Source organism: Hymenobacter perfusus, from assembly GCF_003944765.1.
GTDB classification, from domain to species: domain Bacteria; phylum Bacteroidota; class Bacteroidia; order Cytophagales; family Hymenobacteraceae; genus Hymenobacter; species Hymenobacter perfusus.
Window position 1 is genome coordinate 496,688 of the sequence record NZ_RWIU01000004.1, and the last position, 24,384, is coordinate 521,071.

At 59.9% G+C, this 24,384-nt stretch carries 24 protein-coding genes and 1 tRNA gene; 17 read left to right on the forward strand and 8 right to left on the reverse strand.

Features of this window, described 5'->3' with window-relative positions; genetic code table 11:
* Positions 1 to 10 precede the first annotated feature (10 nt).
* The 3 genes from lpcA to EI293_RS14470 form a co-directional block, all read right to left on the reverse strand.
* On the reverse strand, positions 11 to 604 hold the full coding sequence (lpcA, locus tag EI293_RS14460) for a D-sedoheptulose 7-phosphate isomerase (RefSeq protein ID WP_125439029.1): 594 nt from the start codon (positions 602 to 604) through the stop codon (positions 11 to 13).
* Positions 605 to 619: 15 nt separating this feature from the next.
* On the reverse strand, positions 620 to 1,021 hold the full coding sequence (locus tag EI293_RS14465; protein ID WP_125439031.1) for a hypothetical protein: 402 nt from the start codon (positions 1,019 to 1,021) through the stop codon (positions 620 to 622).
* A gap of 110 nt (positions 1,022 to 1,131) precedes the next feature.
* Positions 1,132 to 2,976 carry an ABC transporter ATP-binding protein gene (locus EI293_RS14470; RefSeq protein WP_125439033.1) on the reverse strand — a complete coding sequence of 615 codons (1,845 nt, stop codon included), beginning with the start codon at positions 2,974 to 2,976 and terminating at the stop codon, positions 1,132 to 1,134.
* 221 nt (positions 2,977 to 3,197) lie between these two features.
* Between EI293_RS14470 and EI293_RS14475 the strand changes: the two genes are divergently transcribed.
* The gene (locus tag EI293_RS14475) at positions 3,198 to 3,623 is read left to right on the forward strand and encodes a QcrA and Rieske domain-containing protein (RefSeq protein ID WP_125439035.1); all 426 of its coding nucleotides are present in this window, start codon (positions 3,198 to 3,200) and stop codon (positions 3,621 to 3,623) included.
* A 103-nt stretch (positions 3,624 to 3,726) separates the two neighbouring features.
* Here EI293_RS14475 and EI293_RS14480 read toward each other — a convergent pair whose 3' ends face one another.
* Together EI293_RS14480 and EI293_RS14485 are read right to left on the reverse strand one after the other, a co-directional pair.
* Positions 3,727 to 4,083, reverse strand: coding sequence for an ADP-ribosylation/crystallin J1 (locus EI293_RS14480; protein WP_125439037.1), 357 nt, complete (start codon positions 4,081 to 4,083; stop codon positions 3,727 to 3,729).
* 10 nt (positions 4,084 to 4,093) lie between these two features.
* On the reverse strand, positions 4,094 to 6,001 hold the full coding sequence (locus EI293_RS14485) for a hypothetical protein (protein ID WP_125439039.1): 1,908 nt from the start codon (positions 5,999 to 6,001) through the stop codon (positions 4,094 to 4,096).
* 110 nt (positions 6,002 to 6,111) lie between these two features.
* Between EI293_RS14485 and EI293_RS14490 the strand changes: the two genes are divergently transcribed.
* The 3 genes from EI293_RS14490 (at position 6,112) to EI293_RS14500 (ending at position 8,318) form a co-directional block, all read left to right on the forward strand.
* A complete protein-coding gene (locus tag EI293_RS14490; protein ID WP_125439041.1) occupies positions 6,112 to 7,056 on the forward strand; it encodes a GNAT family N-acetyltransferase in 945 nt (314 codons plus the stop codon).
* A complete protein-coding gene (gene upp, locus EI293_RS14495; RefSeq protein WP_125439043.1) occupies positions 7,044 to 7,754 on the forward strand; it encodes a uracil phosphoribosyltransferase in 711 nt (236 codons plus the stop codon). Before EI293_RS14490 ends, upp begins: the two co-directional genes overlap by 13 nt.
* A gap of 105 nt (positions 7,755 to 7,859) precedes the next feature.
* The gene (locus tag EI293_RS14500) at positions 7,860 to 8,318 is read left to right on the forward strand and encodes a hypothetical protein (RefSeq protein ID WP_125439045.1); all 459 of its coding nucleotides are present in this window, start codon (positions 7,860 to 7,862) and stop codon (positions 8,316 to 8,318) included.
* A 110-nt stretch (positions 8,319 to 8,428) separates the two neighbouring features.
* On the opposite strand, the gene EI293_RS14505 is transcribed toward EI293_RS14500, so the two are convergent.
* Entirely contained in the window at positions 8,429 to 9,859 is a 1,431-nt protein-coding gene (locus tag EI293_RS14505; RefSeq protein WP_125439047.1) for a DEAD/DEAH box helicase, read from the reverse strand.
* 278 nt (positions 9,860 to 10,137) lie between these two features.
* On the opposite strand from EI293_RS14505, the gene EI293_RS14510 reads away from it, so the two are divergent.
* From EI293_RS14510 to EI293_RS14520, 3 genes are all read left to right on the forward strand, one after another.
* Positions 10,138 to 10,211, forward strand: a tRNA-His gene (locus EI293_RS14510).
* Positions 10,212 to 10,373: 162 nt separating this feature from the next.
* Positions 10,374 to 11,306, forward strand: coding sequence for a PfkB family carbohydrate kinase (locus EI293_RS14515; protein ID WP_125439049.1), 933 nt, complete (start codon positions 10,374 to 10,376; stop codon positions 11,304 to 11,306).
* A gap of 143 nt (positions 11,307 to 11,449) precedes the next feature.
* Positions 11,450 to 11,692, forward strand: coding sequence for a hypothetical protein (locus EI293_RS14520; protein WP_125439051.1), 243 nt, complete (start codon positions 11,450 to 11,452; stop codon positions 11,690 to 11,692).
* A 100-nt stretch (positions 11,693 to 11,792) separates the two neighbouring features.
* On the opposite strand, the gene EI293_RS14525 is transcribed toward EI293_RS14520, so the two are convergent.
* Together EI293_RS14525 and EI293_RS14530 are read right to left on the reverse strand one after the other, a co-directional pair.
* Positions 11,793 to 12,599, reverse strand: a complete 807-nt coding sequence (locus EI293_RS14525; RefSeq protein ID WP_125439053.1) for a hypothetical protein — start codon at positions 12,597 to 12,599, stop codon at positions 11,793 to 11,795.
* 172 nt (positions 12,600 to 12,771) lie between these two features.
* Positions 12,772 to 14,505 (reverse strand): M61 family metallopeptidase, encoded by a 1,734-nt coding sequence (locus EI293_RS14530; RefSeq protein ID WP_125439055.1) that lies wholly within the window; start codon positions 14,503 to 14,505, stop codon positions 12,772 to 12,774.
* A 233-nt stretch (positions 14,506 to 14,738) separates the two neighbouring features.
* Between EI293_RS14530 and rpmH the strand changes: the two genes are divergently transcribed.
* The 10 genes from rpmH to EI293_RS14580 all read left to right on the forward strand — a co-directional run bounded on the left by rpmH (position 14,739) and on the right by EI293_RS14580 (position 24,167).
* A complete protein-coding gene (gene rpmH / locus EI293_RS14535) occupies positions 14,739 to 14,897 on the forward strand; it encodes a 50S ribosomal protein L34 (RefSeq protein WP_044000868.1) in 159 nt (52 codons plus the stop codon).
* Positions 14,898 to 14,934: 37 nt separating this feature from the next.
* Positions 14,935 to 15,351, forward strand: a complete 417-nt coding sequence (locus EI293_RS14540; protein ID WP_125439057.1) for a ribonuclease P protein component — start codon at positions 14,935 to 14,937, stop codon at positions 15,349 to 15,351.
* Positions 15,352 to 15,465: 114 nt separating this feature from the next.
* Positions 15,466 to 17,178, forward strand: coding sequence for a S41 family peptidase (locus tag EI293_RS14545; protein ID WP_170170382.1), 1,713 nt, complete (start codon positions 15,466 to 15,468; stop codon positions 17,176 to 17,178).
* A 71-nt stretch (positions 17,179 to 17,249) separates the two neighbouring features.
* Positions 17,250 to 17,576, forward strand: a complete 327-nt coding sequence (locus EI293_RS14550; protein ID WP_125439059.1) for a DUF6678 family protein — start codon at positions 17,250 to 17,252, stop codon at positions 17,574 to 17,576.
* A 35-nt stretch (positions 17,577 to 17,611) separates the two neighbouring features.
* A complete protein-coding gene (tsaB, locus tag EI293_RS14555) occupies positions 17,612 to 18,313 on the forward strand; it encodes a tRNA (adenosine(37)-N6)-threonylcarbamoyltransferase complex dimerization subunit type 1 TsaB (RefSeq protein WP_125439061.1) in 702 nt (233 codons plus the stop codon).
* A gap of 24 nt (positions 18,314 to 18,337) precedes the next feature.
* On the forward strand, positions 18,338 to 18,859 hold the full coding sequence (locus EI293_RS14560) for a DUF2480 family protein (protein WP_125439063.1): 522 nt from the start codon (positions 18,338 to 18,340) through the stop codon (positions 18,857 to 18,859).
* A 258-nt stretch (positions 18,860 to 19,117) separates the two neighbouring features.
* A complete protein-coding gene (locus EI293_RS14565) occupies positions 19,118 to 20,434 on the forward strand; it encodes an APC family permease (RefSeq protein WP_125439065.1) in 1,317 nt (438 codons plus the stop codon).
* 22 nt (positions 20,435 to 20,456) lie between these two features.
* On the forward strand, positions 20,457 to 21,299 hold the full coding sequence (locus tag EI293_RS14570; RefSeq protein ID WP_125439067.1) for an ion transporter: 843 nt from the start codon (positions 20,457 to 20,459) through the stop codon (positions 21,297 to 21,299).
* 59 nt (positions 21,300 to 21,358) lie between these two features.
* On the forward strand, positions 21,359 to 22,648 hold the full coding sequence (locus EI293_RS14575; RefSeq protein ID WP_125439069.1) for a hypothetical protein: 1,290 nt from the start codon (positions 21,359 to 21,361) through the stop codon (positions 22,646 to 22,648).
* A gap of 226 nt (positions 22,649 to 22,874) precedes the next feature.
* Positions 22,875 to 24,167 (forward strand): serine hydrolase, encoded by a 1,293-nt coding sequence (locus tag EI293_RS14580; protein ID WP_125439071.1) that lies wholly within the window; start codon positions 22,875 to 22,877, stop codon positions 24,165 to 24,167.
* The last annotated feature ends 217 nt before the right edge of the window (positions 24,168 to 24,384 follow it).

Sequence of the window (24,384 nt, forward strand, 5' to 3'; positions counted from 1 at the left end):
TTCAACTCTGTTAATTCTCTGCGTCCACCAGCTGCTCGATGAGCATAATCATAATGTGGATGGCCTTGATGTGGATTTCCTGAATCCGGTCGGCGTAGCCGGTGTGCGGGGCCCGGATTTCCACGTCGCTGAGGCTGGCGAGCGGGCCGCCGTCCTTGCCGGTCAGGCTGATGACCTGCATCCCGGCGGCGCGGGCGGCCTCGGCGGCCCGCAGAATGTTGGGCGAGTGGCCGCTGGTGCTGATGGCCAGCAGCACGTCGCCGGGGCGGCCCAGGGCCTCTACAAAGCGGCTGAACACGTAATCATAGCCGAAATCATTGGCCACGCAGCTCATGTGCGAGGCTTCGGTGAGGGCAATGGCGGCTAGGGCGCGACGGTTCTGGCGGTAGCGGCCCGAGAGTTCCTCGGCAAAATGCTGGGCGTCGCACAGGGAGCCGCCGTTGCCGCAGGTCAGGACTTTGCCGCCTTGGCGGAGGCTGGCGGCTACCAGCCGGGCGGCCTGCTCAATGGCCTGCAGGTTGGCCGGATTCTGCACGAACCGGTCGAGGACGGACTGGGCCTCGGTAAGCTCGGCGCGGATAAGATCAGTAAGCGAAGCGGACACGGGGAGAAAAACGGGTTAGGCCAGCGGCTGGTTGGCGGCGTCGGTAGGAGGGATGATTGGCGCGGAGGCCGTAGCTACGTAGCCTTCGGGCAGGGTGGTGGTACCGGTGCGGGGCGCGCCCAGCGGCCGGTCGGGGCGCTGCTCCAGCTGGTGGTCGTAGAGGCGGGCTTTCAGCTCGTTGATTTTACCCTCGCGGGCGGCCACGTCGCGACGCAGTAAGGTGCTGTCGAGGTTTTCGGTGATGAGCTGGAGGCCCAGCAGTACCACGGCCGCCACCAGTAACCCGAAGTACAGGCTTTCGGGCGAACCAGCCATGCCGGCAAAGCTGCTCTTTACGGATGGCAGCAGCAGGACCAGCAAAGCCAGCAGCAGGAAAACCATCACCAGAATTGTAACCAGACGTTTGAGAGCGAGCATGAGCGAAGAGAGGTTGTGGTGGAAAGAAATCAGCTCATCATACGACGAAGCCCGGTTTTGGGACTAAATATAGACTTTTGATAGTGCTTTGAGCAGTTCCGGGGGTGAACTTAGGCCAAGGCCGCGTTGGTGGTCTGCATCATGTTCAGGCGCTGGTAGAGGCCGCTTTGGCGCAATAGCTCGTCGTGGGTGCCGCGCTCCACAATGCGGCCGTGCTGGAGCACCACAATCTCGTCGGCGTGCTGCACGGTGCTCAGGCGGTGGGCAATGACGAGGCTGGTGCGGTTCTGCATCAGGCGCGTGAGGGCTTCCTGCACCAGCTTTTCGCTCTCGGTATCGAGGGCCGAGGTGGCTTCGTCGAGGATGAGAATGGGTGGGTTGCGCAGAATGGCGCGGGCAATGCTCAGGCGCTGCCGCTGCCCGCCCGACAGCCGGCTGCCCCGGTCGCCAATCATCGTCTGGTAGCCTTCGGGTGCGGCTACAATGAACTCGTGGGCGTTGGCAATGCGGGCGGCTTCCATCACCTCGGCCTCGGTGGCCTCGGTATTGAAGCGGATGTTGTTGAAAATGGTATCGTTGAACAGAATGCTTTCCTGGGTCACGATGCCCATCTGGTCGCGCACGGAATGGATGGTGCAGTCGCGTACGTCGTGGCCGTCGATGAGAAGCTGGCCGCCGGTAGGGTCGTAGAAGCGCGGGAGCAGGTCGGCCAGGGTGCTTTTGCCGCCGCCGCTGGGGCCTACTAAGGCCACGGTTTTGCCTTTCGGAATGGTCAGGTTGATATCCTGCAACACGGGCGCATCGGCGTAGCCGAACTGGAGGTTGCGCAGCTCAATCTGGTGCTCGAAGGCGGGCAGCAGCTTGGCGTCGGGCTTGTCGCGGATAGCGGGTTCGGTGTCGATAATCGACAGCACCCGCTCGCCGGCCACCAGCCCGCGCTGAATGTTGCCAAACGACGACGACAGCGCCTTGGCCGGCGTGAGCACCTGCGAAAACAGCACCACGTAGCCAATAAACGTTTCCCCACTCAGGCTCGATTGACCACCTAAAATCAGGGTGCCCCCAAAGTACAGCAGCCCGGCTACCACCGAAACGCCCGCAAATTCCGAAAACGGCGAGGCCAAGTCGCGGGTATTGTCGATGGCGCGGGAGGTGCGGGCGTATTGGTCGTTCTGGTCCTCAAACTTGTCCTTGATGTACTCTTGCGCATTAAATGCCTTGATGACGCGGATGCCGCCCAGCGTCTCGTCAATCACCGACAGCATGGAGCCCAGCGTACTCTGGCTCTGCTTGGCCTGGTTGCGCAGACGTTTGGCAATGGTGGCAATGATACCGCCCGAAATCGGTAGCAGAATCAGGGTAAACAGCGTGAGGGGCACCGAAATATGGAACAGCACCACGAAATAGGCAATAATGGTCAGCGGCTCTTTGATAACGGCCGTCATGGTGTTCACCACCGAGGTTTCTACTTCCTGCACATCGGAGGTGAAGCGCGACATCAAATCCCCCTTCCGCTCGTTCCCGAAAAAGCCCAGCTGCAACCCGATAATGCGGTGGTACAGGTCGCGGCGCAGGTTTTGAATCACGCGGGCGCGTATGGTGGCCAGCAGCCGCAGGCTCAGGTAGCGAAATACGTTGCTCAGCAGCACCGACACCACCACCACGCCGCACACGAAGGCCAGTGCGCCCAGCTTGCCGCGCTGGGCCAGAACTTCGGCGAAGAAGTAGTTGAACGTATCCGTTATCCAGCTGATAGTGGGAGCAAAGTCCGGAATTCGGGCGGGCGCTTTCAGGGGAACCTTGTCCGTCTTATCGAACAGCACACTCAGCAGCGGAATAATGAGCGTAAAGTTGCCGATGCTGAAAAAGATGGTCAGCACGGTGAACAGCAGGTACTGCGGCAGAAAGGCGGCCCAGGGGCGGGCGTATTGCAGAATGCGGAGGTAGGTCTTCATCGGAACGGGCAAAGGTACGGTATCGGGCCGGGTGGGCCGTTGGTCGGGGAAAACGGGCCATTCTGCTGGCAATAGCTCGCCTTCATATAATAGGGGCGCTTCAGTCTGTTACAAAGCCGTTCGCCTGAGTATCTTCCGGGAGCTACGGCTGCCCTGGTTAACGGACTCGCCAGCCGTTTACTTTTTCTGTTTCCTCCTTCCCCTCAATTTCCCACTTCCCCATGGACCGTAAGGATTTCCTGCAGCTTTTCGTGCTGGGTACCGCCGCCGCTGCCACTGGTTGCCTGGGCGCCTGCAGCAAAGACGAGAGTACCGGCCCCACCACCGGGGCCGCCAACGTGGATTTTACCGTGGACCTGGCGGCGGCTGCCAGTGCCTCCCTGGTGGCGGGCACCGGGTACGTGTACAGCTCCGATAACGCAGTGATTGTGGCCAAAACCAGCGCCGGCAGCTACGTGGCCGTGCAGGCACCCTGCACCCACGAAGGCGTGCGCGTGACGTTCAACTCCAGTCGGCAGCAGTTCTTCTGCGCCCAGCATTCGGCGTATTTCAGCCCAACCGGAGCGGTGGTGAGTGGTCCGCCGCCCCGGGCACTTAAGCAGTACACCGTCACGCAAACCGGTAACTCTTTGCGCATTACTGGTTGAGGGAGCCAGCAAAATAGTTGCTACAGAAAGGGCCGACGCAGCAGTGCGTCGGCCCTTTCTGTGGCAAGTTGCGGCCGGGTAGCCAGTTGTTGTACAGCCAGCGTCAGGCCTCGAAAATGCTGATGACTTCGATCTGTCCCACAATGTGCTGGTTGAACTGGGGTAGCTCTTCAGCCGGCACCCACAGTTCGTTGTGCTCCCGGTTGCCCACGTTCTGCACCGGAAACGTAGCGGCGTAGTCGGCCTCCACGGCAAAGCGCAGCACGTAGCCCACGCCGTAATAGGCCACGTTCCAGTCGCGGGCAATTTGGGCGGCGTACTGCTCATTCAGCACCGGGTAGAAGAACGGCTGCTCCGGCAGGCACGGCGGAAACTCCAGCCACCCCGAGGCCGCAATCAAATCCAGCTCCGCCTGATTAACGGGCCGGTATAGCAACGTAGTAGCCGGTTCGTGACGCACGTTTTTTCGGTTAAAACTCGTGGAGGCGCTGGGCAATGTTCCAGCGCAGGGCCACGGAGGCCAGCACGCCGCCGTCGGCGGTGAAGAAGGGGGCTACCGGGCCGTCGAAGGTGCGGCGACGGTACACCAGCTTGCCATCGAGCCAGAGGTTGTGGGCCGCCTGCCAGGTGGCGGTCAGGTCGCCGTGGAAGAGGTAGGAGGTGAGGCCCGCGCCCACTTTGTAGCCGTACTCGGTGGGGCGGGTGTTGTAGGAGCGCAGTACGTCGTTGCCATAGTTGGTGAGGGCCGAATCGGGGCCGGCGGGGTCGAGGCCCTGCTTCACCAGGAAGCCCTTGGCCACCACGTTCAGGCGGGGCAGCGGCTGGTAACTGGCAATGCCGATCAGCTCCCACAGGTTGGCGCCCATGGGGTGGGCGAGGGGCTGGGCCGCGTGCTGGTAGTTGCGGAACTGATCCTCGTGCTGGTAGGTGAAGGGCCGGATGAAGTTGAACTCGCCCTGCACATCAAAGTTGCGGATGCCGGCCACGTTGAGGTATTTGGCCCCCAGCTGCACGGCCTGCTTGTTGGCCCACCAGCCGTCACCGCTTCGGATTTCGCTCAGCACAAACTCATCCAGCACCAGCTGCCCGTACAGCTGCACCCGGTTCCGGATGTTCCATTTGAAGTCGGCCCCCAGCAAGGCGTTGTCCTCCGAGCCGGCGCTCTGCTCCACGGCCCGGTAGAAGATAATCGGGTTGAGGTACTGCAGCTCCAGGCCCCGGCGCGCCCGGCGGTTTCGTGCTACCGGGGCGGTTTGCGGGTCTCCATCGTCATCCACGTAGTCGGTTACCGTCTTGTAGCCGCTGTAGGTCACGCTCTCGAACAGGCCTACGTTCAGGTTGGGCTTGATATCGAGGCTCAGGTGATGAAAGGCCAGGTACTTGCGCTGATAGTCTTTGTCGAGGGCGGGGTTGTCGGCCACCAGCTGGGCAAACAGGTTCTGGTAGTGAAACTTCCAAATGCGGGTGTTCACCTTCAGAAACAGATAGGGCGCGGCGTAATCCGACAAGATCAGGCTGCGGTAGCCGTTGCCGATCTGGTTCCGGTCGTGGCCCAGCTGCAGGCTCACGTGCCGGCCGGCGGCGTAGCTCAGGTAGCCCCGTGCCGAGAGGAAATCGTACTGGCCGGGCGTGTTCTTGAATGGTTTCCAGAATCCTTCGTGGGCCACGGCGCTGTCGCGCTCCGTGCGCTGCTGCACGTACAGCGGCACGGCCATCTGGTTGTCGGCCAGGAAGGTGTAGAAGCCCAGGCGCTTATCAATGGTGCCTTCTACCTGTACGCCGCGGGTGTTCAGGAAGGCGTAGCTTTTGCTGCCGTCGGAGTTGCCCAGGCTCAGACCCAGCACCGGGTTCACCCGCAACGAAAACTCGGGTTGCTCTACGCTGTACAGGTCGGAGTGTCGCTCGTAGAAATACTTCAGTCGTGGCTGCGGCCGCAGGTTGGTAGCCGAGTCCTGGCGGGCCTCGTGCCAGTTATCGCGCAACAGATACCGGATGTTAAACCGGTCCTGGCGCGAAAGGCCGGCCGTGGAATCCTGCAACAGCCGCTCGGCCAGCCAGGCCACATCGGCGCGGGTGTAGGGCCGGATGCTGGTGTGCAGCTGCACCAGCGAATCGGAGCCGTGCAGAATGGCATATCGGTCGATAAGGCGGTACACGTCGGCATCCAGGGGCACGTAGGTGGTGCCCATCGTGGTTTTGGTCTGCTCCTTGGCCCGGTTCGTGGCGGCTGGCCGCAATTCCTGAGCTGGAGTTACTGGTTTCTGGTAATCGAGCCAGGTTCCGGTGCCATCGGTGGGGCGGGTGGGCACGTCCTGGGCAACCGCGGCACGGGTGAGCAGGCCGGTCAGGCCCAGGGCAAGCAGGTAGGAATTCTTCATAAGCAGAGCGGTATACGCCGAAAGCGGCAGCCGGTGGGCAAACCTACGGAGTTTACGCAGTATTGGGTGAGGCCCCTAACGCCGGAAGTTGCGCGGCAGTACCTTTGGGCATGTCTGTTCGTCTATTGCGCACCGCCGAAATCGACCTGGATGCCTGGGACGCCTGCGTGCAGGCTGCCCCGCAGGTGGTGCCCTACGCCTGCTCGTGGTGGCTGAACGCTACGGCGGGCTCTTGGGAGGCACTGGTAGAAATAGACGATGCTACCGGACGCTACCAAGCCGTGTGGCCGCTGCCAGTGAAGCGCCGCCCCTGGGGCCGGCAGGTGTTTCAGCCGCCCTTCACCCAGCAGTTGGGCATGTTAGGGCACCCAAAGGATAACGCCGCGTGGCTGGCCCACGATGCTATTCGCACGCGTTACTGTTGGTTCTACGCCCAACTCAACACCGAAAACGGCCTGCCCGCCACGGTACCGCCGCCGCTGACGGTGCAGCCCCGCCAGACCTACCACTTGCCCCTGCACCAGCCGTACGACGCGCTCCGGGCCGGCTACTGCGCCGACTACCGCCGCCGACTGCGGCTGCACGCCGAGGCGGCCGCTCCACTGACCGTTCGGGCGGTGGCCAGCGCGGAGCCGCTGCTGGTTCTGTTTCGGCAAACGCAAGGGGAGGCAGCCGGGCTGAAGGCGCGCCACTACGCGGTACTGCGCCGGCTGGTGGCCGCACTACAGCAGCGGCAGTTGGCCGAGTTGCACGAGGTGCGCGACCAGCAAACCGGCGAACTGCTGGCCGGGGCGTTGTTCGTGCGCTACCGCTCCCGGCTGATTTATTTATTCGCGGCGGCTTCCGTAGAAGGTAAAAAGGCCGCCGCGCCGTTATTGCTGGTAGATGCGGCCGTGCGCCGCCATGCGGGCACCCCCGGCCTGCTCCTCGATTTTGAAGGCGGCATGATACCGTCAATTGCCCGTTTTTTCGCCAATTTCGGGGCCGCGCCCGTTCCTTACGCGGCCTTGTCCTTTACTCCCCCACGACCCTGGTACCGCTTATGGATGCGCTGACGCCCCCTTCCGCCGATTCTTTCGCCACCGCCGCTGAGGCTGCTGCCGCCAACCCCCGTGTGCATGTGGTGTGCGCCGAGCCATCCATTGCCAACCATTTCCTAGCCGAGCTGCGCGACGTCACGGTGCAGCAGGATTCGCTCCGCTTCCGCCGCAACCTGCAGCGCTTGGGTGAAATCATGGCCTACCGCATCAGCTCCCAGCTCAGCTACACCGATAAAACGGTGAAAACGCCCCTCGGCGAGTCCAGCAGCAAACACCTCCACGATTTCCCAGTGCTGGCCACTGTGCTGCGGGCCGGTCTACCGTTTCACCAGGGCTTCCTCAATTACTTTGACCAGTCGCCTTCCGCCTTTGCCGCCGCTTACCGCATCGAGGGCACGGCCCAGGTGCAGGTGCAGGTCGATTACCTCTCGGCCCCGAGCCTCGATGAGCGGGTGCTGATTCTGGTAGACCCCATGCTGGCCTCGGGCAAGAGCCTGGTGCAGACCTACCGGGCCATGCTGCGCTTCGGCACGCCGCGTCAGATACACATTGCGGCCGTCATTGCCAGCCCGCAGGGCGTGGAATACGTGACCCGCGAAATACCCGAAGCTACCCTGTGGGTGGCCGCCATTGATGAGGGCCTCAACGAGCAGGCCTACATCATTCCCGGCCTCGGCGACGCCGGCGACCTGTCGTACGGCAGCAAGCTGTAAGGCCAGATGCGTAACAAACTCCTAACGCGGCGGAACTAACCGGGCGTTAGCAGAACTGTTACCTGATATCTGCCCGCTTCATTCCCGCCATTTTTCCTTCTTATCGTGCTACCGGCTCTACTCAAATACGCCACCGTTTTTATCATCGGCATGTTCAAGTTCGTGGCTGCGCCTGTTGCTGGCGTAGCGGCCGGGCTACCTATGCCGCTGGTCTGGGGGCTGTCGGTGGCAGGTATGATGACAACGGTTATCCTGATTTCGGGGCTGGGCCGGCAGTGGGCGTTGCACCTGCGTCGTCGGCGCGAGGCCAAAGGCAAACCGTTGTTTAGCCGCCGCAGCCGCACGGTAGTGGGTATTTACCGTCGCTTCGGCATGGTGGGCATTGCCTTCCTGACGCCCATTCTGTTCAGCCCGGTGGGCGGTACCGTCATAGCTACCCAACTGCACGTACCGCGCTGGCGGATTCTGCTGCATATGGCCTGGAGCGCGGCTCTTTGGGGATTTGCCTTCACGCTACTGGCCGTCAAGTTCAGTCACTTGCCCATTTTCGACCACTATCGGTAAAGGTGAAATGGTGATTTAGTGAGATAGTGAAATGGTGAGTGGCCGTTCTGATAGCGCATTTCGCGCCTATAGAACGGCCACTCACCATTTCACTATCTCACTAAATCACCTTATTTGCTCCGTTTGGCGCGGGCGCGGCCCTGGGCGGCGCGGAAGGCTTTGGAAGAGTGGGAGGAGGCTTTGCCTTTTGAAGGATTGGCCTTTTTGCCTTTCTGGCTGCGGTTGGGACCCACTTGGAACTCCCGGCCGGTGCGCTTATCAATGGTCACGCCGGGCTTGATCCACTCTTTCCGCTCGTGGAAAGCGCCCTGAAAACTCGGATCTTCGCGCTTACGCCGTTCGTCCTTTTCGCGGTCCATGCCCTGCTGCTCATCGAAAGAGGTTTTGGCTACCACTACTTCCGCCGGCATCGGCAACACCGGAATCTGCTGGCGGATCAGCTCCTCAATCCGCTGCATGTGGTGCATTTCGGCCTCATTGGCGAAGGTGATGGCCGCGCCCGTGTGCTGGGCCCGCCCGGTGCGCCCGATGCGGTGCACGTAGTCGTCGTACACCAGCGGCACATCGAAGTTGATAACGTGCGATACCAGCGGCACATCAATGCCCCGGGCCGCCACGTCGGTAGCTACCAGAAAGCGAATATCACCGGCCTTAAAGGCCTCCATGGCATTGATGCGCACGTTCTGGCCCTTGTTGCCGTGAATGGCGCGCACTTCGCCGTGCGCTTTACGCTTCAGGAAGCTGGCCACGTTTTCGGCGTGCTCCTTGGTGCGCGTAAAAATCATCACGCGGTGGAAGGCGTCCCAATCGAGTAGCAAATACTCCAGCAGGTTGATTTTAGTGAGCAGGTTGGGCACTTCGTAGAGCGTCTGCGTCACGTTCTGGGCCGAGGTGGCGGCCGGCGTCACTTCTACCCGCAGCGGAAATTCCAGAAACTCTTCGCTCAGCGTCGTCACCTTATCTGGCATCGTGGCCGAGAACAGCACGTTCTGGCGCTTGCGCGGAATTACCTCCAGCAGGCGCCGGATCTGGGGCATGAAGCCCATATCCATCATCTTGTCGGCCTCGTCCATCACCAGCGTTTTCAGCTCTTTCAGTACCAGGTCGCCGCGCAGGTACAGCTCCATCAGGCGGCCGGGCGTGGCAATTAGGATGTCGATGCCCTTGGCAATGGTTTCAATCTGGGTTTTGGGTCCCAGGCCGCCGTAAATGGCGAAAATGCGCAGGTCGGTGTACACGGCCAACTTTTGCAGGTGGCTTTCCAGCTGCATGGCCAGCTCCCGGGTAGGAGCCAGCACCAAAGCGCGCGGGTGAGTACCCTGAGCGTACTTCACCTTCATCAGCAGGGGCAGCCCGAAAGCGGCGGTTTTGCCCGTGCCCGTCTGGGCGATGCCCAATACGTCGTGGCCGGCCAGCAACAGCGGAATCGTCTGCTCCTGCACGGGGGTAGGCTCGGTAAACCCTGCCTCGGCCACGGCCGTGAGCAGTTGTTTGTTGAGCTTGAAATCGGCGAAAGTGAGCGGCTGCGGCGTATCGGACATGATGAAAGCGTGTTGTAAACCACAAAGGTACGCGGAATCTGAGCGGGTTCGGTGCAAGCGGCCACATATCCGGCAGTCAGCACTCGGTGAGTGAGGCAAGGCTGGCGCTAGCTGCCAGATGGGCTTTCCGGTCCGCCGCCAACGGGTGGCGGAGGCGCTGAAACACAGTCAGCTGACTTCTGTGCGCCAGGGAATTACCCGAATTTCAGAAAAAAAGACAGACAATTCTTTGCAAATACCCGGGCCAGGACTACTTTTGTGACACAATACCCAACACGGTAGATATAGCTCAGCTGGTTAGAGCGTCGGATTGTGATTCCGAAGGTCGTGGGTTCGAGCCCCATTATTTACCCATAGTTCCTAAAAAGGCCTCTCCTCCTCGGCAGAGGCCTTTTTTATTTTCGCACTGGTACGGCTCCGGGCTTTTCTGCCCTGCGGCGGAAGGATTCGGCGGCGCGTGTTGCCACCCGGTAAATAGAGTAGAACCCTGAACCACTTTTTTCCTTTTGATTCTATGAGTCTGGTTGTTATTGGCACGGTGGCCTTCGATGCCCTGGAAACGCCCTTCGGCAAAACCGACAAGATTGTTGGTGGTGCTGCCACGTACATTGGCCTGTCGGCCTCGTACTCGGTGAAACCCGTGAAAGTGGTGGCCGTGGTCGGCGACGACTTCGCGCAGTCGGACATTCTGCTGCTCCAGGAGCACGGGGTGGATACCGAGGGTCTGCAGATCAAGCAGGGCGAGAAGTCGTTCTTCTGGTCGGGCAAGTATTCCAACGACCTGAACTCGCGCGAAACCCTCGTGACCGAACTGAATGTGCTGGCCGATTTCGACCCCATTCTGCCCGATTCCTACCAGGATTGCAAGTACCTGATGCTGGGCAACCTCACGCCCCAGATTCAGCGCCTCGTGATTCAGCGCCTCGTAAACCGCCCCAAGCTCATCGTGATGGACACGATGAACTTCTGGATGGACGTGGCCCTGGACGAGCTGAAAACGACTATCGAGATGGTGGACGTGCTCAGCATTAATGATGAGGAAGCCCGCCAGCTGTCGGGTCAGCACTCGTTGGTGAAAGCCGCCAAAATCATCATGGACATGGGGCCGAAGTACCTCATCATCAAGAAGGGCGAGCACGGCGCGCTGCTGTTCCACAAAAACCAGATCTTCTTCGCCCCGGCCCTGCCGCTGGAGGAAGTCTTCGACCCCACCGGTGCCGGCGACACTTTCGCGGGTGGCTTCATCGGCTACCTGGCCGCCACCGACGACATCAGTTTCGAGAACATGAAGCGCGCCGTGATTCACGGTTCGGCCATGGCCTCGTTCTGCGTGGAGAAGTTCGGCACCGAGCGTCTACTAAACCTGACCCAGGACGAAATAGAAGCCCGCGAAAAGCAGTTTGGTGAGCTGGTGGCCGTGCAGCCTCTGGCAGAAGTAGCTGGCTAGGTTACGGGCTTTGCTTCACGTTTCAAAAAGGCTCCATCCGAAAGAATGGAGCCTTTTTTATGCCCCAAATTTTATAGCAACTTCCGCTAGGGCTACCGGGTAAAAGGGGTATTCATCCACTCGTAAATCCCACGACTATGAGCATGAGCAAAAAGCAAACCGACCTGACCAACGAGCAAACGTCCGTCAATCCGGCCGCCAATACCAAGAAGAAAAGCACCCAAGTGCAGAGCCCCAATACTATGGACGTATCGGCCCACGGCAATACTACTGATGGTAACTCTGCCGGTGAGGGCGTTCATAACATCCGCAACAACCCTCAGGGCAACAACCCCGCCTCCGTAAACAGCGGCAAAGTAGGCAAAGGCGGCGACGCCAAACACTAGGCGGTGACATAGTGAGATAGTGAAATGGTGAGTTTGATGTTCTGCTTGCGCCACTTGCGCGCAAGCAGAACATCAAACTCACCATTTCACTATCTCTCCATTAAGGCACTACCGTCAGCCGGACCACGCGGGTATCCACGTCGCCTTTATCGAAGAAGTCCTGCTCGAACAGGATCGTTTTATTGTCGAGCCAGCGGGGCTGAGTGCAGCCCCATTCGGTTTGCCGTTCCCAGAGCAGGCGGGGTGCTTTGTCGTCGAGGCTCCAGAGTTGCAGGCCGCTGGGCTCGAAGCGGGCCAGCACGTCGGAGTTGCCGCACACGAAGTGGCGGCCATCGGGGGCAATAACGGGCGGGGCCATGAGCTGGGTGCGGCGGCCGCTGCGCTGGTCCACCAGCATGTAGTAGCCGCCTTCGTATAGATGCACTGAAACTAGCCATTGATGAATGGCCGGTAGTGTTGCGAGGTATTCGTAGCTGACGTTTCGTTCGTCTTCGGCCGGGTTATTTACCAATTTTACTTCGGGCGCAGCTGTTGGGCGCAGGCGTAGCGCCCGGCCGGTGCGCAGTACGCGGGCCCCGGCTTTTACCAGCCGGTTCCGCTCCTCGGCAGCGAAATCCAGAAACGAATCTTCCTCTGCGGCCGAAGCCGGTTTGGCAGCCACCCACTCGGGACTTTGTAGCCGGTCGTACACGGGCCGGGTGGCCGGGTAGATATGCAGCACGCGCCCGGGCAGCTGCACCAGCGTATCGAGGTGCTGAAGCCGGTAGATGCGGGGCGGTTTGGGAGCCGGCAAGGGAGGTAATGCTACACTGGGCCGCGACTTTTCGGTGGGCTGCATGCGCAACGAACAAGCCGGTAGCGCCACCACCAGCGGCAGGGCAGTAGCTACGGTACGAAACCGGAACATGAGGAGTAGTGTAGACTTGGATCGAAAGGCGCGTCGTTGTCGGGTGGACAGAGAGCGAAAAGAAAAACGCATGCGGAGAGTTCCCGAAAGCACAAACTCAACAAAAAGTTTGCGCGACTCCGGCAGCCGTAACTAATACGTTAGCAGCAGCGGCCGGGATGTAGCCGAAAAATTAAAAGTCCTGCTTCAGCCACTGGCGGAAGCTGGCCTGTTGCTCAGAGCTTGCCGAGGGTAGTTTCTCCACCGTGACCTTCTGCCAGAAGCGGTGCGCCGGGTCGGCGGCCAGCGTCACTGTGAGCAAACGGTTCTGACGGAATACCGTCACCTCGTGGTGGTCGGCCCCGTCGCTGAGCAGGCTGTGAAGGTTCATATCCACGCGGCGGCCGTTGATGGCCACGATTTCGTCGTCTACCGTAAAGGCCAGAGCGGCGGGGGCGTCGGGCAGAATGTCGGTTACCTCGGTCCGCTCGTTTTTCACCACCGTCCGAAAACCGTACATGCCTTCCGAGGTCGAGGCATTTTCCTCAAGACGCAGGCGGCAGCCCACGAAGCCTAACACCCGGTTCAGAGGCTCCTCCAGCGGGGCCGTGCCGTAGATGAACTTATCGAAGTAGGCCTGCATGTCGCGCCCGGCCACTTCCTGCACCAGACGGGTGTAGTCTTCCTCAGTGTAGCCCACGCCGGTTTGGCCAAACTCCTCCCACAAACGGCGCATCACATCATCGAGGCTGCGCTGGTGGCCCGAGAGCTGCCGCAGCGTAAGATCGAGCAGCAGCGCCACCAAGGCACCTTTGTGGTACACTGATACTTTACGGTCGGGCACGCCGGGCTTGTAGCCATCCAGCCACAGGTCCATGCTGGCATCAGCCACGGAGAGGTGGTAGCGGCCGTAGTCGTCGTAGTGCTTGCGCAGCACCGTGTTCAGCTCGGCAAAGTACTGCTCAGCGGTTCGCACCCCGGCCCGGGCCAGCAGGTACTCGCCGTAGTAGGTGGTAATGCCCTCGGCAATAAAGCAGGTGCGGAAGTAATTCTCGCGGGCGTAGTCGTAGGGCTGCATCTCGGCCGGCCGGATGCTCTTGATGTTCCAGGCGTGAAACAGCTCGTGGCAGCTCACGCCCAGCAGCTCCTTGTACAGCCCTTCGGTCATCAGCAGCTCGGCCGGACCCAGCACGATAACGGTGGAGTTGAGGTGCTCCACGCCGTGGTAGTGCTTGTAGGGCAGAATCTGGTTAAGAAAGTGGTAGTCCTGCGCCGGAAACGAGCCGAACAGCTGTAACTGCTCCTCACTGAAGGCTCGGAAATCCCGCACCAGCCGCGCCCAGTCCACCGGGCATTCGCCCTGAATCCAGATGTAGAAGGGTAGTCCGTTTACCTCGTAGTTGCGGTATTGCAGCGTGGGGCTGGCAATGAGGGGCGAATCGGCCAGGTGGTCGAAGCTGCGGGACTCCAGCAGGTTGGGGCCGCGCTGGGGCAAGCCGCAGGCCAGCTGCCAGCCCTCGGGCAGATCCAGCAGCAGCTGGCAGGTTTCTTCCTGCCGATCTTCCACGTACATGAGGGCCTGCACCGGGTTCAAATACACCTGGGTTTCGTCGAGCCAGGAGCCGCCGGCGTCCATCTGGTGGGCGTAGAAGTTGTAGCGCACCCGCACCGTGCGGCCCGCCGCCCCGCTCAGCTGCCACCGGTCCTTCGTGATTTTACGCGCCGTCAGCGGCTCACCGGAGGCAGCGTCTTCCAGCACCACGCGTTGCAGCTTCTGGGCGAAGTTCTGCAGCTCGTAGCGGCCTGGTCGCCACGCGGGCAACTGTAGCTCCACGGGCGTCTCGGTGCCGGCGGGCACCTCAAACGTCATCTGAATCTGGAGGTAGAAGGTGAGCGGGTTCTCGAAGGAAACGTGGTAGTGAATCATGGAAAAGCGGGTGCGGCAATGGCCGGTAAACCTGACGTAAAGCTACGCATTACGGGGCGGCTGTTTGGGTAAACTGTATAGGTTCAACTGGAAAAATACCAGGAGAACGAGGCGGCCACTTCGCTAACCAGCAGACAGGAAGGCCAGAAAAAGCCGGATAAAGCATTGCCAATTCCGAATCATCCTGTTACCTTTGCCGGCCTAAGTTGTAACAAGAGTCACTTACCCATACCATGAAACGTACTTTTCAGCCCTCGCAGCGCAAGCGCCGCAACAAGCACGGTTTCCGCTCGCGCATGGAAACCGTAAACGGCCGTAGCGTAATCGCTCGTCGTCGTGCCAAAGGCCGCAAGCGCCTGACCGTATCTGACGAAGGTCGTCATAAGCGCTAAGCCGCTGCCGGCGGCTGAATGGCCGCTGCTCCCGCCGATGACGACTCCTGTTTCAACGCCGGGCGCGCGCTCCTACTCGTTTCCGAAAGAAGAACATCTGTGCCGAAAAAAGCTCATTGAAGCGCTTTTCGGGCAGGGTTCTTCTTTTGGTTTGTACCCCCTGCGCCTCACCTGGCGGGCCACCGAAACGCCCACCACTGAGCCGCCGCAGGTGCTGGTGAGCGTGAGTAAGCGCAACTTTAAGCGCGCCGTCGACCGTAACTACCTCAAGCGTCTGCTGCGTGAGGCCTATCGGCTGAATAAATACCGGCTACTGGAGGCCCCCGGCGGGCATCGGGTGGCCCAACTGGCTATTATCTATACCGGCAAGGAAAAAAAGCCCTTGACGCTTATTGAAAAGAAATTAACTTCAGGGCTGGAGCGTTTGCTGACCGAGGCCGGTGCAACTGCGTAGGCAGGAGCGGGGTCTTGACAACAAATGCGCTGGGGGGCGGCTTTTCAGGTGTGAAACGCAAACCGACCCTCCGGCCTTCCATTTAGGGTCGTACAGTTGCCTTCAGCCCCTTTTATGCGCAAAAAATCCTTGGCCGTGGCTGCCCTGCTGGGCGGTGCCGGTCTGCTCGTATCCTTCCGCGCAGCTACCGACAATGAGCGGTACTTCGAAATTGCCAAGAACCTCGACATCTTCGCTACCTTATTCAAGGAGGTGAATACGTATTATGTGGACGAGATACCGCCGGCTAAGCTGGTGAAAACGGGCATCGATGCCATGCTTAAGTCGCTCGACCCGTACACCAACTACATTCCGGAGGACGACATCGAGGACTTCCGCACTATGACGACCGGCCAGTACGGCGGGATTGGGGCGGTAGTGCAGAAGCGCAACAACAAAACCGTAGTGCAGGCCGCTTACGAAGGCTACCCGGCCCAGAAAGCCGGCCTGCTGCCCGGCGACGAAATCCTGACCATCAATGGCGTGAACGTGGACAAAAAGTCCAACGCCGATATCAGTAAGCTGCTGAAGGGGCAGGCCAACTCCCAGGTGAAGCTGATGGTGACCCGCTACGGCCAGGATGCCCCGGTGGAAATTGCCATTACCCGCGACAAAATCCAGGTCGACAACGTGCCGTACTACGGCATGCTTACGCCCGAAATCGGCTATTTCCAGCTCTCGGGCTTTACCGTGGATGCCGGCAAGGAAGTGCGGCTGGCCGTGGCCAAGCTAAAGGAGCAGGGGGCCAAAAAGCTGATTTTCGATATTCGTGACAACCCCGGCGGGCTGCTTAACGAGGCCGTGAACATCTCCAACCTGTTCGTGGACAAGGGTAAGGATATTGTGAGCACCAAGGGTAAGGTTTCCGATTGGAACAAGACGTACAAAGCCCTGGATGCCCCGCTGGATACCCAGATTCCGATTGTGGTGATTACCTCCAACCGCTCGGCCTCGGCTTCCGAAATTGTATCCGGCGTGCTGCAGGACTACGACCGGGCCGTGCTGGTAGGGGAGCGGACGTTTGGTAAAGGCCTAGTACAGGCCACCCGCCCGCTAAGCTACAACTCGCAGCTGAAGGTGACGACGGCCAAATACTACATCCCGAGCGGCCGCTGCATTCAGGAAATCGACTACTCACACCGCGCCGACGACGGCACGCTGGGCAAAGTGCCAGACTCGCTGCGCACGGCCTTCAAGACGCTGGCCGGCCGCACCGTGTATGACGGCGGCGGCGTGGCTCCTGATGTGGAAGTGGTGGACCGCGAAATTGCCGACATCACTCGGGTGCTGCTCCAGAAAAGCTATCTGTTCGATTACGCCACGCGCTACCGCTCCGAGCACGCCACCATTGCGCCCGCCCGGCAGTTCAAACTCACCGACGCCGACTACCAGAAGTTCGTTGACTACCTCAAGAACAAGGACATCAGCTACAGCACTGATGCCGAGAAGGCGCTGGCCGACCTCACTAAAAAGGTGAAGGACGAAAAGCACTACGACGACGTGAAAACCGAGCTGGAAGCTATGCGCCGCAAAGTGACGGTGAATAAAGCCAACGACCTGCTGCGCTTCAAGCCCGAAATCCGGGAGTTTCTGGAGCAGGAAATCGTGTCGCGCTATTACTTCCAGAAAGGCGGCATCGAGGCCAGCTTCGATGATGACCCCAATATCCTGATGGCCCAGGCCGTGCTCAACGATGCGCCGCGCTACTCGGCGTTGCTGCGGCCCGGCACCTTGGAAGCTAAAGCCCGCCCCGAAGCCAAGCGCAGCACCGCCGGCGGCCGGCAGTAAGCCAACAGAGAATCCAAGCAGAAAAAGCAGCCCGATATTGGGGCTGCTTTTTCTGTTTTTATGCTTTGTCAATGATGCAAGTTCCGATTATCATAGATCAACTGACTGGTAAGTATAGGGTTGCGGTTCGAGGTAAGTTGTTGAATGACGAGAGAGTTTCAGCATGGTCTTCCTGGTTTATAATACCAGTCAATAACTACATAGAAGCGGGAAGCTTTGGCCCTTACCCAGTTCGTGAAGTAGAATGGATAGAGATTAATCCGTTTGTGGTGGAAGTAATAGGCCGCCTGATTAAGCCGCGCATACATAGTTTTGAGCAGGAGATACGAGAAGCATTGGAGGCAGCAGAAGTTCGTTTTGAGTTTGTGGAACTAGTATTCCGTATATATCTGCATTAGAACAACAGCGGGGTCGAAGTAGTACCTTTGCCTCCATGTCCACCTTGTTACTTTCCCTCGAAACCTCGTCGCCGGTGTGCTCGGTGGCGCTGCACTACCTCGACACGGGCCGGCTGGTCGGCCAGACGGAGCTGCGGCTGGAAAAGTCGCACTCCTCGCATCTGAGCCTGCTCATCAGCCAACTGCTGGAAAACACGCTGCACACGTTGCAGGACGTGGCAGCCGTGGCCGTATCCGATGGGCCGGGCTCTTACACCGGGCTGCGTATTGGGGCGGCGGCGGCCAAAGGGTTGTGCTACGCGCTGGAGATTCCGCTGTTGGCCGTAAGTACGCTGCAAAGCCTGGCCCACCAGGTAGCTGCCGTCACGGCCCGGCCCGATCAGTACTGGTACTGCCCCATGCTGGATGCCCGCCGGATGGAAGTGTACGCCGGCGTGTACCGGGCCGACGGCGCGGAAGTGCTGGCTCCCACGCCGCTGCTGCTCGATGAAACCACGCTGGCCGAACAATTAGCCGGGCAGTCGTTGTTATTCTTCGGAAATGGCGCCGCCAAGTTCCGCCCGTTGGTAGCCGATAATCCACACGCAGCTTTCCTGGCTGGCATCGAGCCCTCGGCTATATCTGTGGGCGCGCTGGCACTGGAAGCTTACCGCCGCCAGGAATTCCGCAGCGTTGCCTACTACGAGCCGTTTTATCTGAAAGAAGTGTACACCACCACGCCGAAAAACAAGCAGTGAAGGCTGTTTTGCCAATAAACAATCATGGAAGAATTTGTGAATCGGGTGGCCAATTCCGGCCTTGTGACCTTCAACCTCGAAGACTTCATCCACCCCGGCGAGCGGGTGGTATATGATATCAAGGACAACCTGTTCCACGGCTTGATGCTGCGTGAAAAGGACTTCCGCGAGTTCATCAAAACCCACGACTGGGCGCAGTACGCCGGCCAGAACGTGGCCATCATCTGCTCCGCCGATGCCATTGTGCCTACCTGGGCCTATATGCTGTTGGCCAGTAAGCTCCAGAATCACGCCCACCGCTACGTTTTCGGCAGTCTGGAAGCTTTGGAGCAGGAGCTGTTTCAGGAGGCCATTGCCGGGGTAGAGGTGGAGCAGTTCCTTGACGCCAAGCTGGTGATTAAAGGGTGCGGCGAAAAGCCTGTGCCCACTTATGCCTACGTGGCCATCATGCAGAAGCTGCTGCCGGTAGCGGCCAGCATCATGTACGGCGAGCCGTGCAGCACCGTGCCCCTCTACAAGCGCCCCAAGGATAAGGTCAGCGCATAATTGTCGAAAGGTTTATCACCATACAGGCCCGTCAGTAGTGCTGACGGGCCTGTGTGCGTTTACACCCGATTATCTGCGAAATGGAAACGGGTAGAGGCGGCGGTTTTTGTAGCTTATTCTCCAAATTCTAAAAGATAAGCTACAAAAACCACCGCCATATTCACCTCAGCCGAAAGCGTAAGAACTAAACGGAATGTCCGGGAGAATGCCGTCAGCCGGCCGGAATGTGCATCTTTGGCCGGTAATTCCCCTTCCTGCATGGCATCACCTTCGGCTTCTCCCTACAAAATCAGTGTACTAACCGGCGTGGCCATTGTGGTGGCCAACATGGTGGGCACGGGGGTATTCACCAGCTTAGGATTCCAGGTCGCCACCATTCAAAGTGGGTTTGCGCTGCTGATGTTGTGGGTAGTGGGCGGCGTTATTGCGCTGTGCGGGGCCTTGTGCTACGGCGAGTTGGCGGCGGCTATGCCCCGCTCGGGCGGCGAGTACCATTATCTGTCGCGCATTTACCACCCGGCTTTGGGCTTTTTGTCGGGCTGGGTATCGGCTACGGTGGGGTTTGCGGCCCCCACGGCTGCCGCCGCTCTGGCCCTGGAGCGGTACGCCGGCAGCGTGTGGCCCGCGTTGCCGCCGCGGGTGCTGGCCGTGGCGGTGGTAGTAGTGCTCACGGCCGTGCATGCTAGTAGCCGTAAGGCCGGAAGCCGGTTGCAGGTGGTGGTAACGGCCGTGAAAGTAGTGGTGCTGGTCGGGTTTATAGGCGCAGGATTGTGGCTGGCCCAGCCCCAGCCGCTGGCGTTTCTGCCGCAGGGTTCCGCTGATTGGCAGTTGCTCCTGAGCCCGGCCTTCGCCGTTTCCCTGATTTTTGTGTCGTATGCCTATTCGGGCTGGAATGCGGCGGCTTACCTGACGGGCGAGGTGCAGAACCCGCAACGTAATCTGCCCCGGATTCTGCTCACCGGTACGGCCCTGGTGCTGGTGCTGTATGTAGGGCTGAACTTCATCTTCCTCTACTCCACGCCCATTGCCCAGCTGGAGGGGCAGGTGGAGGTAGGCTTCGTGGCGGCTACTTCGCTGTTTGGGGCGGCTGGTGGCCGACTGATGGGCGGCCTGATTGCGGCCCTGCTGGTTTCTACCGTCAGCTCTATGGTATTTGCCGGGCCGCGTATTGTGCAGGCCATGGGCGAGGATGTGCCAGCGTTGCGGTGGTTGGCGCAGCGTAGCGCCGCCGATGTACCGGTGCGGGCTACCCTGTTCCAGGGTGGCCTGACGCTGTTATTTGTGCTGGTGTCGTCGTTTTCCCAGGTGGTAGTGTACGCCGGTTTTATCCTGAACCTGTTCACGTTTCTGACGGTGCTGGGGCTGTTTGTGCTGCGGCTGCGCGAGCCGGAGCTGCCCCGGCCTTACCGCGCCTGGGGGTATCCCGTTACGCCGCTGGTGTTTCTGCTGCTCAATGGCTGGACACTCTGGTTCATTGCCCGCGACAAACCCACGGAAACGCTCTACGGCTTGGGCACGTTGGTAGCAGGGCTGCTGGTGTACTGGCTGAGCCAGCGCCGCCCGGTTCGCGCCTAACCCTCTTCGCCCGTTTCTTCCGATGCCTAACCGCTTGCCCGAACCTCCGCAGTCAGCCTGGAAGCAGCGCGCATACCGGGTCATCTTCGAGTCGGATACCCGCGCCGGCCGCAATTTCGACGCGGCCCTGCTGATAGCCATTGTGCTGAGCGTGGTGGCCGTGATGCTGGAAAGCGTACAAAGCATCAGTGCCCGCTACGGCACTTTCCTGCGCGCGGTCGAGTGGTTTTTTACTGGTTTGTTTCTGCTGGAGTACCTCATGCGGCTGCTGGTGGTGCGCCGGCCCTTAACGTACGCGTTCAGCCTGTTGGGTATCATCGATTTTCTGTCCATTGTGCCCACGCTGGCCAGTCTGCTGATGTTTGGTAGCCGCTACCTCATTGTTATCCGCACGTTACGGCTGCTGCGGGTCTTCCGGATTTTCAAGCTGGGCCAGTTTGTGGGCGAAGGCGAGTTTATCGTGACGGCCCTCAAAGCCAGCCGCTTCAAGATTCTGGTGTTTCTGGCCGCCGTTCTCACGCTGGTTACCGTCATTGGCACGCTCATGTACGTGGTGGAAGGCGGGCAGCACGGGTTCAGCAGCATCCCGAAAAGCATCTATTGGGCCATCGTCACGGTGACGACCGTGGGTTACGGCGACATTTCGCCCGTCACTATCCTAGGGCAAACGCTGGCTTCGGTACTCATGATTATGGGGTACGCCATCATTGCCGTGCCTACGGGTATTGTTTCGGCCCAGATGGCCGGAGCCACCAAAGCCGCCTCAGTCATCCCGCCCTATAAACAGGTGGTTTGTCACGTCTGTCAGGCTCCCGACCATAAGCCCGAGGCGGAGTACTGCTGGCGCTGCGGTGAAAAACTGTAGAAACGCTACGTAAACCGGCTTTTCTTACCTTTCGCCTCTCCTCCATCTCATTTCGTTCTATGCGCCTTTCCCCCGTCCGGCTCCTGCTGCCGGCCCTGGTTGTCACGCTGGCTGCCTGCTCCGAACAAAAAACGGCTCGTCAGGAGCAAACGGCCCCACCTGTTGCCGCCCCCGATACCGCCACGGCCCCGCCAGCCACCCCACCCAAGCCGGCGGCCCCCGATACGGCCGCTCTGCACAATGTGGCTGCGTTTCTGGCCGGCCTGCCCGTCAGCCGCCAGAGCGAGTTGCGCCCCCTCACTGCCCAGCCCGCCTGGCAGGCCTACGCCGCCGACCAAACCAAAAGCTGGAATACGTATCACGCTACCCGCACCGCCAAAATTGAACAGTGGGCTGCTACCGAGCTGGATTCGGTGCGGGCCGCTAGCCCCACGGTATTCTACCCCTTCAGCGGCCCCGATTTTCTCAACGTCGTTACCATGTTCCCCACCAGCACCACCTATGTGTTGATGGGACTGGAGCCGATTGGCACGGTGCCGGCCCCTGCCACGCTGGAAAACCCGCGTCTCTTCCCGGCCCTGAAGGCCTCGCTCTGGTCGGTTCTTAACTTCAGCTTCTTCCGCACCAACGATATGGCCGTGGAGCTGAATTCCAAAAAGCCCGACAGCAATACGCTCAGCAAAGCCAATTCCATTGTAAAAACGGCCGAGAAAACGAACCAGCGCGTCAACATCGGGGGCGTGGTGCCGTTGTTGCTGCTATTCGCCGCCCGCACCGACCACCAGGTGGAGTCCCTGCGCTACGTGCAGCTGACCCCCGAGGGCCAGCTCACCGATGCCGATCCGGCCACTGTGCAGAAACCCGGCCTCAACGTGGTGCCTGGGGTAGAAGCGAAGCTGCGCAGCAAAGCTGGCCAGGAGAAAACTGTAGTGTACCTCTCGGCCGATATCAGCGACTGGAAGCTGGGCAACACCAAAGATGCCGCGCTGAAATACGTGCGTACCCTCGGGCCACTGACTACCTACGTGAAGTCGGCCACCTACCTCATGCACAAAAGCTACTTCAGCAAGGTGCGCAACCTCATTCTGGAACGCAGTAATTACCTGTTGCAGGATGATTCGGGCATTGCCATGAAATACTTCCGGCCCGCTGACTGGCAGTTTACCTACTACGGTACCTACAAGCGGCCCATTAATCTGTTCGCCAAGCAATACCAGCCCGCCCTCACCGCCGCCTACACCGACAAGGCTAACCCGCCGCGCCCCCTGCCGTTCGGCACCGGCTACAACTGGCGCCAGAACGATTCCAACTTGTTACTGGCCCGGCGTCGGGAGCCGGTGCAGCCGTAAGTACTCCTATATATATAGGTGTAGCGTTGCGTCTGGCTACCAACGGTATTCGCGGAGCAGCCCGTAATGCAGTCGGTAGCACGCCATAGTTAGCAAAAGGCTGTTTGCTGAACTATCAACAGAAAATCAGGTGTACAGCCGAAAGCCGCTTCCATCGGGAGGCGGCTTTCGTCGTTTTCAGCCGACTAGGGCGGAAGAGGAGAGGGGTTTTGCCGTATCTTCCTCTATGATTCGATTTGCTGCGCTGCTGCTGGCCGGTGCTGTGGGAACAGCCCTTACTCTTTCTCCCCCCACCTCCCAGCCCATTCCCGTTGCCACCGCTCCTGCCGACAGCCCGCTCCTGGATAGTCTCCTGCATTCCGACGCCCGCCTGCTGCCCGTCGTCAATCGGGCCGAAACCTACGAGCTACAGGTTATCTACACCCAAATCAACCGCGACGCACAGCTCCGACCCACCTTCGTGCAGCACAGCTTCCGGCTCGATGCCCGTCAGTACTTCAATCCGGCCAGTCTGGTAAAGCTCCCCACGGCTGCTTTGGCCCTCGAAAAGCTCAACGACCTGAACCGACCCGGCCTCACCCGCCGCTCACCTATGCAAACCGGCGTGGCCTTCCGCTGCCAGACGCCCGCTCCCTACAACCCGTCGCCCGATTCGGACCGGGTAAATACCGTGGGCAATTACATCAAGCGGATGCTGCTCATCAGCGATAATCAGGCCTATAACCGCCTCTACGAGTTTCTGGGTCAGGGCCCGCTCAATTCCCGTCTGGCCGAACTCGGCTACCCCGAGTCTCGCATCGTCCGCCGCTTCGCCCCCTGCGACACAGCCGCCAACCGCCACACCAACCCGCTGGAGTTTCGCAGTGCCACTACCGGGCAGGTAGTGTATCAGCAACCCGCCGCCGTCAGCCCGAGAGCCTTGTCCTTTCCTCTCGGCCGCATCACCAAAGGCCGGGCGTATCAGGCCGGTGGCCGCATTATCCACCAGCCCTATGATTTCACCACGGCCAATTACTTACCATTACAGTCAATTACCAGCCTGCTCCAGGTTGTACTGTTCCCCGAAATCCTGCCCGCCACCCAACGCCTGCGCCTCACCGCCGATGATTACGCTTTCCTTCGCTACTACTTGCATCATACGCCGCACAGCTCTCTATATAGTATGTATAAAGGCAGCCGGTATTTCGATACCTACAAGAAGTACCTCTATTACGGCCGCCGCCCAACCACTGCTTCGGATACCGGCCTGCGCATCTATAATATAGTAGGCATGTCCCACGGCTACCTGGCCGATGTAGCCTACTTCGCCGATTCCACCCGGCAAACGGAGTTTATGCTAAGCGCCGTGCTGTACGTGAACCAAGATGGCATTATCAATGACGGCGCCTACGAGTACGAAACGGTAGGATTACCATTTCTGGCGGCATTAGGTCAGACAATCCGACAGTATGAAGCCTTGCGTCCGCGCACTAATCACCTCATACCACCAGATTTTACCATTCCAGAAACCATTCGGTAGCCAAAGGCAGAACCCAGCTCAAAAAGAATGATCCTGATACAGTGGGAGAAAGGGGCGGCAAGCGGGCCTTGAACGGCTTTTTTCAGCGGTGGGTTTGGACGCAGGCGAAAAAGGCCGCACTTTTGCACTCCCAATCCGAAACGCGGATGAGGCCGCTGCCAACCCCCGGGCCACCAGCGCGCACGACCTTCCTTGCCTCCCGGCTACTTGGCTCGGC

Coding starts and splice junctions, on each gene's coding strand:
- tsaB (WP_125439061.1), top strand. CDS start 17,612: ATGTCCACCTTGTTACTTTCCCTCGAAACCTCGTCGCCGGTGTGCTCG.
- EI293_RS14490 (WP_125439041.1), top strand. CDS start 6,112: ATGTCTGTTCGTCTATTGCGCACCGCCGAAATCGACCTGGATGCCTGG.
- EI293_RS14530 (WP_125439055.1), bottom strand. CDS start 14,505: ATGATTCACTACCACGTTTCCTTCGAGAACCCGCTCACCTTCTACCTC.
- EI293_RS14505 (WP_125439047.1), bottom strand. CDS start 9,859: ATGTCCGATACGCCGCAGCCGCTCACTTTCGCCGATTTCAAGCTCAAC.
- EI293_RS14565 (WP_125439065.1), top strand. CDS start 19,118: ATGGCATCACCTTCGGCTTCTCCCTACAAAATCAGTGTACTAACCGGC.
- EI293_RS14575 (WP_125439069.1), top strand. CDS start 21,359: ATGCGCCTTTCCCCCGTCCGGCTCCTGCTGCCGGCCCTGGTTGTCACG.
- rpmH (WP_044000868.1), top strand. CDS start 14,739: ATGAAACGTACTTTTCAGCCCTCGCAGCGCAAGCGCCGCAACAAGCAC.
- EI293_RS14470 (WP_125439033.1), bottom strand. CDS start 2,976: ATGAAGACCTACCTCCGCATTCTGCAATACGCCCGCCCCTGGGCCGCC.
- EI293_RS14570 (WP_125439067.1), top strand. CDS start 20,457: ATGCCTAACCGCTTGCCCGAACCTCCGCAGTCAGCCTGGAAGCAGCGC.
- EI293_RS14550 (WP_125439059.1), top strand. CDS start 17,250: ATGATGCAAGTTCCGATTATCATAGATCAACTGACTGGTAAGTATAGG.
- EI293_RS14540 (WP_125439057.1), top strand. CDS start 14,935: ATGACGACTCCTGTTTCAACGCCGGGCGCGCGCTCCTACTCGTTTCCG.
- EI293_RS14545 (WP_170170382.1), top strand. CDS start 15,466: ATGCGCAAAAAATCCTTGGCCGTGGCTGCCCTGCTGGGCGGTGCCGGT.
- EI293_RS14525 (WP_125439053.1), bottom strand. CDS start 12,599: ATGTTCCGGTTTCGTACCGTAGCTACTGCCCTGCCGCTGGTGGTGGCG.
- EI293_RS14515 (WP_125439049.1), top strand. CDS start 10,374: ATGAGTCTGGTTGTTATTGGCACGGTGGCCTTCGATGCCCTGGAAACG.
- EI293_RS14465 (WP_125439031.1), bottom strand. CDS start 1,021: ATGCTCGCTCTCAAACGTCTGGTTACAATTCTGGTGATGGTTTTCCTG.
- EI293_RS14580 (WP_125439071.1), top strand. CDS start 22,875: ATGATTCGATTTGCTGCGCTGCTGCTGGCCGGTGCTGTGGGAACAGCC.
- EI293_RS14560 (WP_125439063.1), top strand. CDS start 18,338: ATGGAAGAATTTGTGAATCGGGTGGCCAATTCCGGCCTTGTGACCTTC.
- EI293_RS14485 (WP_125439039.1), bottom strand. CDS start 6,001: ATGAAGAATTCCTACCTGCTTGCCCTGGGCCTGACCGGCCTGCTCACC.
- upp (WP_125439043.1), top strand. CDS start 7,044: ATGGATGCGCTGACGCCCCCTTCCGCCGATTCTTTCGCCACCGCCGCT.
- EI293_RS14520 (WP_125439051.1), top strand. CDS start 11,450: ATGAGCAAAAAGCAAACCGACCTGACCAACGAGCAAACGTCCGTCAAT.
- EI293_RS14475 (WP_125439035.1), top strand. CDS start 3,198: ATGGACCGTAAGGATTTCCTGCAGCTTTTCGTGCTGGGTACCGCCGCC.